This is a genomic window from Pseudomonas sp. Sample_24 (genome assembly GCF_004307605.1).
Taxonomy (GTDB): domain Bacteria; phylum Pseudomonadota; class Gammaproteobacteria; order Pseudomonadales; family Pseudomonadaceae; genus Aquipseudomonas.
This window is the reverse complement of record NZ_RCNW01000086.1, coordinates 1-1,293: the sequence shown is the minus strand read 5'-3', so window position 1 is coordinate 1,293 and position 1,293 is coordinate 1. Positions and strand designations below refer to the sequence as shown.

2 protein-coding genes and 2 tRNA genes are annotated in these 1,293 nt (G+C 53.9%); all 4 read left to right on the top strand.

The window, feature by feature from the left end:
* A partial coding sequence (locus tag D8V06_RS03985; RefSeq protein ID WP_130930488.1) for an ACT domain-containing protein occupies positions 1-579 on the top strand: 579 nt, incomplete at its 5' end.
* A 186-nt stretch (positions 580-765) separates the two neighbouring features.
* Positions 766-954 carry a carbon storage regulator CsrA gene (gene csrA / locus D8V06_RS03980; protein WP_002554426.1) on the top strand — a complete coding sequence of 63 codons (189 nt, stop codon included), beginning with the start codon at positions 766-768 and terminating at the stop codon, positions 952-954.
* 62 nt (positions 955-1,016) lie between these two features.
* A tRNA-Ser gene (locus tag D8V06_RS03975) sits at positions 1,017-1,107 on the top strand.
* Positions 1,108-1,215: 108 nt separating this feature from the next.
* Positions 1,216-1,292 (top strand) — tRNA-Arg (locus D8V06_RS03970).
* Position 1,293 lies beyond the last annotated feature (1 nt).

The following is a 1,293-nucleotide window of genomic DNA, read 5'->3' as shown; positions in this document are numbered from 1 at the left end:
GGCAAGTACAACGTTCCGCTGCGCGTACTGCACAGCTTCAAGGAGGGTCCGGGCACCCTCATTACTATTGATGAAGAGGAAACCATGGAACAGCCGATCATTTCCGGCATCGCTTTCAACCGCGATGAAGCCAAGCTGACCATCCGTGGCGTGCCAGACACCCCGGGCGTGGCGTTCAAGATTCTCGGCCCGATCAGCGCCGCGAACATCGAAGTCGACATGATCGTGCAGAACGTAGCGCACGATAACACCACCGACTTCACCTTCACCGTACACCGCAACGACTACCAGGCGGCGCAAACCGTACTGGAAAAGACCGCTGCCGAGATCGGTGCCCGTGAAGTCATCGGCGACACCAAGATCGCCAAGGTGTCGATTGTCGGCGTTGGCATGCGCTCTCATGCGGGCGTCGCCAGTCGCATGTTCGAAGCTCTGGCCAAGGAAAGCATCAACATCCAGATGATCTCGACTTCGGAAATCAAAGTCTCCGTAGTGATCGAAGAGAAATACCTGGAACTGGCTGTGCGCGCTCTGCACACGGCTTTCGAACTGGACGCACCGGCCCGCCAGGGCGAGTGATGCGTTTGCCAAAAGGCGCGGTCTGACCGCGCCTTTTGTTTTTTGAATGGCGTGACCCCGAGGCTGTTCTTTTGCTCGCGCTAGTCAATACTCAGGCATGTAGGCCACGACCGTTTTGGGTTGTAGGTCGAGTGCCTTTTTTTTGCAGACTGTTGTCCCTGAAATGTAAGGCGTGAGGAGAAAGGTATGTTGATTCTGACTCGTCGTTGCGCAGAAAGCCTGATTATTGGTGATGGCGAAATCACCGTGACCGTGCTCGGCGTCAAAGGAAATCAAGTGCGTATTGGGGTCAACGCCCCGAAAGAGGTAGCCGTCCACCGTGAGGAAATCTACCTGCGCATCAAGAAAGAGAAGGACGAAGAACCAAGCCATTAATTTTTATCGTTTTTTATGTTTGCAAACGGGGAAGAAGCTGGTTAATATACGCCCCGTGTTGCGGAGAGCTGGCCGAGTGGCCGAAGGCGCTCCCCTGCTAAGGGAGTACACCTCAAAAGGGTGTCGGGGGTTCGAATCCCCCGTTCTCCGCCATTATTTGCGTAGTACGTTGTAATCTGGCTTCTTCGGTAAGTTGTTGAAATTACTAGAAAAAAGCGCTTTACAAACAGATTGAACGGCCTATAATGCGCGGCAACAAATGCACTCGTAGCTCAGCTGGATAGAGTACTCGGCTACGAACCGAGCGGTCACAGGTTCGAATCCTGTCGAGTGCACCAT

What these genes read in the sequence shown, in the direction of transcription:
- csrA (WP_002554426.1), top strand. Translation starts at nt 766, where the DNA reads ATGTTGATTCTGACTCGTCGTTGCGCAGAAAGCCTGATTATTGGTGAT.